The sequence below is a fragment of the Burkholderia sp. APQ4-4ca genome, from assembly GCF_057837105.1.
In genome coordinates, this window is record NZ_JBYQCG010000060.1 from 69,158 (window position 1) to 75,458 (window position 6,301).

The following is a 6,301-nucleotide window of genomic DNA, read 5'->3' on the forward strand; positions in this document are numbered from 1 at the left end:
GCCCGTCACTCATCAGACAACGAAGGAGAAACGCCATGCAGAAATCCCTCGCCATGAAAGCCGCCGCTGCCGTGATGCTCGGCAGTCTCGCCCTCGCCGGCTGCACGACCACGTCCGGCAAGCCCGATAGCGCCGCGGCCAGCGCGTCGAAGCGCGAGTCGATCGACGCCAGCGTGAACGCGACGTTATCGCGCCTGTATTCGACCGTGCCCGGTTCGCGCGACCTGGTCTCGAAAGCACGCGGCGTCCTCGTGTTCCCGAACGTGCTGCAAGCCGGCTTCATCGTCGGCGCCCAGTCCGGCAACGGCGCGCTGCGCGTGGGCGGCAGCACCGTCGGCTACTACAACACGTCGTCGCTGTCGGTCGGCCTGCAGGCCGGCGCGCAATCGAAGGCGGTCGTGTTCCTGTTCATGACGCAGGATGCGCTCGACTCGTTCCGCAAGTCGGACGGCTGGTCGGCCGGCGCCGACGCGTCGGTCGCGGTCGTGAAGGTCGGCGCGAACGGCGCGGTCGATTCCAACACGGCCACCGCACCGGTGGAAGTGCTGATCCTGACCAACGCGGGCCTCATGGGCGACCTGTCGGTGAACGGCACGAAGGTCACCAAGCTCAACATCTGACGATGCGGCGCGCGGCCTCGCGCCGCGTTCGCTTCCCGGCAGCGCCGCGGCCTCGGCCGCGGCGTTTTCGCATGTGCATCACGCAGCGGCTATGATGGCGGCACCTTTGCGGGCATACTCCGCATGGGCCGCCCGGCGGCGCGTTGCGGCGCGAACCTGAGGTTCGCGAACCGATCGCGCGCGGGACAACGAGATTCAATCAAACCACGCATCAATCTGCGCGAATGTCATCCATGGATAGCGGACACGATCACCAAAAATTCTTCTACTTCCTGCTGTTCGCGGTCACCGTCGGACTCTGCTGGATCCTCGCCCCGTTCTCCGGCGCGGTCTTCTGGGGCACCATTCTCGCGATCCTGTTCCAGCCCGTGCAGCGCTGGCTGGCCGCACGCTTCGGCAAGCGGCGCAATCTGGCCGCGCTCGTCACGATGTCGCTGATCATCCTGATCGTGATCCTGCCGCTCGTGTTCGTCACGGCGACGCTCGTGCAGGAAATCGCGTACGTGTACCAGGAGCTCAAGGACGCCCAGCCGAATTATTCGCAGTACTTCCATGACATCATCCATGCACTGCCGACGTCGATCCAAAACCTGCTGCAGAAATACGGGCTGACCAACATCCCCGGCATCCAGAAGAAGCTGACCGACGGCGCCGCGCAGATCAGCCAGTTCGCCGCCGCCCAGGCGCTCAGCATCGGCCAGAACACGTTCCAGTTCGTCGTGAGCTTCGGCGTGATGCTGTACATGGTGTTCTTCCTGCTGCGCGACGGCGGCGAGATCGGCCGCCGCGTGCGCCGCGCGCTGCCGCTCGACGAAGAGCACAAGAACCTGCTGCTCGCGAAATTCACGACGGTCGTGCGCGCAACGGTGAAGGGCAACATCGCGGTCGCGCTCGTCCAGGGCGCGCTCGGCGGCCTGATCTTCTGGATCCTCGGGATCGAGGGCGTCGTGCTGTGGGGTGCGCTGATGGCGTTCCTGTCGCTGTTGCCCGCGATCGGCGCGAGCCTCGTGTGGGTGCCGGCCGCGCTCTACTTCCTGATGATCGGCGCGGTATGGAAGTGCGTGATCCTCGTTGCGTTCTGCGTCGGCGTGATCGGCCTCGTCGACAACCTGCTGCGCCCGATCCTCGTCGGCAAGGACACGAAGATGCCCGACTGGGTCGTGCTGATCTCGACGCTCGGCGGGATGGCGCTGTTCGGCATCAACGGCTTCGTGATCGGGCCGCTCGTCGCCGCGCTGTTCATGGCGAGCTGGGACATCTACGCGCGCGCCGAACAGGGCGAATGACACGGGGGCGGTGGCCGGCGATCCGCATGCGCGCGGCTCTCGCCGGTCAAGGATGACGGATATGGATCACGACGGGCGCCACGGCGCCCGTTGCTTCATCCGCCGCAATCGTCATCACGCCGCCGTACGGGCCGATGCGATGCGCGCGCCCGGATTCCAGCGACACGATGCGATTGTCGCGCGCGTCGTGCCAAGTCGCGCGAATCGCAGTTCCCGCCGACCGGGAAATCGGCTGGCCGTCCAGCCCCATGAGCGCCACGTGCGCGCCGGGCAAGCGCCGGCCATGCGCATCGAACCGGAGCGTCGCCGCCGTCGCGCGGCTTGATACCCCGATCGACGGCGCGTCGAACGTCACGTCGTACAGATCGACGAGCACGCCGGTAAATCGCACGACGCCATCCGCGTTCGCATGCCCGGCCGCACCGGCGCCCGACATCGCGAGCGCGGCGCCGATCCCCGTTGCGGCGATCCGCAGCCTGGCGGCGATCCGCCGCTTCGTTCGATCGCGCATCCCCGCCAGTACGTCCGGCCTTGTCTTCGCGTGCATGTTGCGCCTCCCTGTTCGCCGCGCAAATGAAAACGGCGGCGTGACACACCGGTCACGCCGCCGTTTGCTGGCAATGACTTTAAGGAGAGCGGCCGAAACAATATATGGGACAAATCCTAAATTGGTTCTCGAAAGTACTCTCGATGGCTACTCGTCAAGTGGGTGGATTAGGTCGCGACCGCGCATGGGTCGAGGCAGGGGAAGGTCACCGCACAACCGATAGAAGGCGTCCGCGACACGCACCTTGGGGCGGACGCGTGTCGAACTGATCCACAGCGGCGAACCCTGCTGCTTGTACCACCCCCAGCCGTTCTCCGCCGTGATCTGCATGGCCCGGTCGGAACATAAGCCGTCGGCGATGTCCTCGTGATACAGACGCATCGCCACCTGCTGTCGCCAGTGACGAAGCGCGTCCGGGCCAACCCAACACAGCGTCGCAGCCCACAGTCCAGCTCCTGGCATGAACGGCCAGGTGCTATCCAGTGCCTGTGCAGCCATCCAGCAAACGATCGTCTCCCACACCGCACAGAGAATCGCGCCCACCCAAAACAGATACAGTACGGCGTAGCGGCGATGATTGCTCCACCGGCCCCGCTTGCGAACCTCGCGTTCGATTTCGTGCCACGCATCGCGTGTCCCGAGCTTACTCATGTGCGTTCCTTTGACCGTTGCAACTCACTGAAAAAGTCGTCTTCCAGTAGACGCCGGTTCAGTATCGAACCGCCTATCTGGATCGGCAACATCAGGATCACGAGCGCCAGCACCGCCCAGCCGATCCACGGTCTCATGACGCCCAACGTCTCGGCTCCGAACATCGTCAAACAGGCCACCCCCATCAAGCCGATGGTCGCAGACAAACTGAGCATCCGGTAATACTCGGACTTGACGGGTTCAACCGGCGCCAGCTGTGTGCCAATCAGGTTCAGTTGCACACCGTGCCGTGTCGGCGTGGCGACCAGTTGTACGCCTTGGCCGTGCTGCACGATCTGCGCCGCCAATGCGCGCAGCAGCAGCGGGCTGACTGGCCCCGGCTCACCCATCGCTTCATCGAGGTCGTGCGTCGGCAAATCGAGCCCGCTGTCCTTGACCGCGGCTGCGGTAGCGTGCCGGAGATGTCCAGGTAGACTGCTCGTCCACAGGTGCTTGATCCGGTCGGGCGGAACCTGCTGCGCGCGCAGAAGAGCGGCGGTTGCGTCTGTCACCTCATCGGCTTCGGCCGTGATTGGTCGCAACAGATACGCCTGCGGCCTGCGCTTGCCACGGTAATTGCGCATCACGTCCGATGAGGTAGTCAGAAGCGCTACGGCGGCCTCCGACCAGGCTGGTGCCTGGTCAGGTCGATGCAGTTGGCAAGCAAGGGTCAGCACGAACTCCGCCGGCGGTTGATCGTTGCCAAACCAAGGTTCGGTGAGTGACAGCGGCGTATCGAGCGATACCCAGGAGAACGAGACGAGATCGGGCAGGCGTAAGCGCTGCCAAAGCTGCCTCAACTCGGACAAATCGTCCTGCGTTGCCGATTGCAGGTAGACGTGCATCGAGCGGGTGCGCGCGCCGCCTGCAATCGTCGCTGACAATGGCGTCAACAGGCTGGTGAGTACGCCTTCGAGCCGCGCTTCGCTGGATGCCTGGTCATGGTTCGCCAGCGGTAGCCGTTTACCGGCATTCGCCGGACGCGGTCCTTCCAAGCCCAACATGCGCTCGCCCAGTTCGGCCTCCGGTGTGAGTGTCGTGCTCGCGACGATGACGACGCGCCGCTGCGCCCAGCGTCGCCAACTCGACTGGGTCTCCCGGCACAGGAAGTTCCACCAGTCCGTATCGTTGACCTCCTGCTCGTAGCCGCTGTAGATGCTCCCGCATAAAGCGACCGTCAGCGCAAGCGGCAAGACCAGCAAGCGCACAAAAAAGTCGCCGGACGCGACCGGCTGCGGCCCCCAGGTCAGCACCGTGATGACCACACCGGCCGCTTGGATGACGACGTAGATGGCTAACGCGATCCATAGCGGCGGCGGCTTGCCGCATACGCGTGGCAAGGGCGGACGCATGTGCCATTGCATGCTCATGCGATCGACACTCCCGACGATTGGGCAACGACATGGCTGCCGCACTCGGTGCGGCACCGATCGACGACCCACCTGCGCCCGCTTTCGCTATAACCGACGCCCGTCTCGATGATGCGGTTATCGCCGTGCTCGGGGCACGACACGATGTCGTGTAGCAAGGCTACCTTGCGGCCGTCGAGGGCGAACGTGGACGAGGCGGTTTTGACGGTGCCGCCGTGTGTTGTGGAGTCACCGAGACAAACGGGATTTTTCATGGTGTTATTCCTTGCAGCGAGGGACACGCGCGTTCTAACGCACCAGCGGCGCATCGGGGTTGGTCGGCTTGATTGATGAGTCGCACGTGATGCGGTCCTGGCCCGATGGCGTCCTTAAACCGAGCGGGACAGTTGTGTCGTATTCGACATGCTTGCTGTCAGGTATGTCGCTCTTGCCGTCGTAGACAAATCCCGGAATCAATGGATATGAAACGACATAAGAATCATATTGACGATGCTTTTCGATATAAACACGATCTTTCGTTGCCGCTATCGTATATCTCCTCGAATCCTCGAACGGCTTATAGATGTGCCTCGCATACACCATTCCGTGAAACGTGTTGCCGCCATCCGTTGAGTACGCCATGACGGGGTTGCATCCTCGGTCGCCACAAACTGTATAAGGCGCGACTGCGGATGGAAACACGAGATTCATTCCAGTCGAGTCGGCATTGATGATTCGCCCCTGGAAATTCTCGACGGTACCCCGCCCAAGCTTCCTGCGGATACCTGTTTTCGTATCGTTGTAGAAAGTCTCGCCGTGATAGCAATCACGATACCGCTCCAGTGTCACGAACCGGTGGTTGTCAAGCCGGTAAATGACTTGGGGTGGCGAGTCGTAAGGCAGTTCCTTGGCGCTCAGAAAGTCCGCGAGGTTAAACGAATACGGCTTTTGTGTACTACAGGCCTGCATCATCAGCATCAGCGCGACAATGACGAGATTACGCACCATAGGGATTTTCATAAACGGGATTTTTCATGATGTTGTTCCTTGCAGCGAGGGACGCGCGTTCTAACGCACCAGCGGCGCATCGGGGTTGGTCGGCTTGATTGATGCGTCGCATGTGATGCGGTCTTGACCGGAGAGAGTGCGAAGCTTTGAAAAAATACCTGGTCTCTTCGACGCCAAAAATGTCGAACTGCGTACGCCCGGAGGATATGGCTTACTCAGATCGATATTCGGAAGCAACGGGTATTCTTTCACGTAAGGATCACCGTCTTCATCGCCATAATCCACTTGGGCGACAAACAGCTTATCTTTCGTTGCTGCAACCGTATATCTCTTCGAGTCCTCGAACGGCTTAGAGACGGTTTCATAAAGACTGCTCGGCGCGTCGGAGCGTATTCCAGCAGATCAGGCAGCAACCGAGTTTGAGGAACGCGCCGTGAATATCGGCACGGCGTTCGAAACGAATACGGAGGCGACGGAAGTGATGCAGCCAAGCATGCGTGCGTTCAACGACCCAGCGATATTTTCCAAGGCCGCTGCCGTGTTCGGTACGACGCTTGGCAATCACCGGTTCGATACCACGATTGCGCAACGCTTTTCGATGTCGCTCGGAGTCGTATCCGCGGTCGGCGTAGACCACACGCGGTCTCTGCAGTGGGTGGCCGCGCAATCCGCGAATCGGTGGAATCGCGTCGATCAGCGGCAGCAATTGCGTGACGTCGTTGACGTTCGCGCTGGTCAGGATCGCGGCAAGCGGCGTGCCGTTGGCATCGGTGACGATGTGGTGCTTCGAACCGGGTCGAG

8 protein-coding genes are annotated in these 6,301 nt (G+C 62.2%); 2 read left to right on the forward strand and 6 right to left on the reverse strand.

The features are described from left to right. The first annotated feature begins 35 nt into the window (after positions 1–35). Both AC3IFE_RS03405 and AC3IFE_RS03410 read left to right on the forward strand, forming a co-directional pair. Positions 36–620 carry a BPSL1445 family SYLF domain-containing lipoprotein gene (locus tag AC3IFE_RS03405; protein ID WP_301738542.1) on the forward strand — a complete coding sequence of 195 codons (585 nt, stop codon included), beginning with the start codon at positions 36–38 and terminating at the stop codon, positions 618–620. Between the two features lie 233 nt (positions 621–853). Beyond that, a complete protein-coding gene (locus AC3IFE_RS03410; protein ID WP_089469269.1) occupies positions 854–1,906 on the forward strand; it encodes an AI-2E family transporter in 1,053 nt (350 codons plus the stop codon). 46 nt (positions 1,907–1,952) lie between these two features. On the opposite strand, the gene AC3IFE_RS03415 is transcribed toward AC3IFE_RS03410, so the two are convergent. The 6 genes from AC3IFE_RS03415 to AC3IFE_RS03440 all read right to left on the reverse strand — a co-directional run. Continuing rightward, entirely contained in the window at positions 1,953–2,417 is a 465-nt protein-coding gene (locus tag AC3IFE_RS03415; protein ID WP_489189607.1) for a thioesterase, read from the reverse strand. A 183-nt stretch (positions 2,418–2,600) separates the two neighbouring features. Further along, positions 2,601–3,104 (reverse strand): hypothetical protein, encoded by a 504-nt coding sequence (locus AC3IFE_RS03420; RefSeq protein ID WP_489189601.1) that lies wholly within the window; start codon positions 3,102–3,104, stop codon positions 2,601–2,603. After that, positions 3,101–4,513 carry a hypothetical protein gene (locus tag AC3IFE_RS03425; protein ID WP_489189602.1) on the reverse strand — a complete coding sequence of 471 codons (1,413 nt, stop codon included), beginning with the start codon at positions 4,511–4,513 and terminating at the stop codon, positions 3,101–3,103. The genes AC3IFE_RS03420 and AC3IFE_RS03425 overlap by 4 nt, the downstream gene beginning before the upstream one ends. Continuing rightward, the gene (locus tag AC3IFE_RS03430; protein ID WP_089469445.1) at positions 4,510–4,767 is read right to left on the reverse strand and encodes a PAAR domain-containing protein; all 258 of its coding nucleotides are present in this window, start codon (positions 4,765–4,767) and stop codon (positions 4,510–4,512) included. Before AC3IFE_RS03430 ends, AC3IFE_RS03425 begins: the two co-directional genes overlap by 4 nt. A gap of 34 nt (positions 4,768–4,801) precedes the next feature. Further along, a complete protein-coding gene (locus AC3IFE_RS03435) occupies positions 4,802–5,500 on the reverse strand; it encodes a T6SS immunity protein Tli3 family protein (RefSeq protein ID WP_489189603.1) in 699 nt (232 codons plus the stop codon). Positions 5,501–5,861: 361 nt separating this feature from the next. Continuing rightward, the coding region (locus AC3IFE_RS03440; RefSeq protein WP_489189604.1) for an IS5 family transposase at positions 5,862–6,301 on the reverse strand (440 nt) is incomplete at its 5' end.

What these genes read in the sequence shown, in the direction of transcription:
- AC3IFE_RS03425 (WP_489189602.1), bottom strand. Translation starts at nt 4,513, where the DNA reads ATGAGCATGCAATGGCACATGCGTCCGCCCTTGCCACGCGTATGCGGC.
- AC3IFE_RS03420 (WP_489189601.1), bottom strand. Translation starts at nt 3,104, where the DNA reads ATGAGTAAGCTCGGGACACGCGATGCGTGGCACGAAATCGAACGCGAG.
- AC3IFE_RS03435 (WP_489189603.1), bottom strand. Translation starts at nt 5,500, where the DNA reads ATGGTGCGTAATCTCGTCATTGTCGCGCTGATGCTGATGATGCAGGCC.
- AC3IFE_RS03430 (WP_089469445.1), bottom strand. Translation starts at nt 4,767, where the DNA reads ATGAAAAATCCCGTTTGTCTCGGTGACTCCACAACACACGGCGGCACC.
- AC3IFE_RS03410 (WP_089469269.1), top strand. Translation starts at nt 854, where the DNA reads ATGGATAGCGGACACGATCACCAAAAATTCTTCTACTTCCTGCTGTTC.
- AC3IFE_RS03415 (WP_489189607.1), bottom strand. Translation starts at nt 2,417, where the DNA reads ATGCGCGATCGAACGAAGCGGCGGATCGCCGCCAGGCTGCGGATCGCC.
- AC3IFE_RS03405 (WP_301738542.1), top strand. Translation starts at nt 36, where the DNA reads ATGCAGAAATCCCTCGCCATGAAAGCCGCCGCTGCCGTGATGCTCGGC.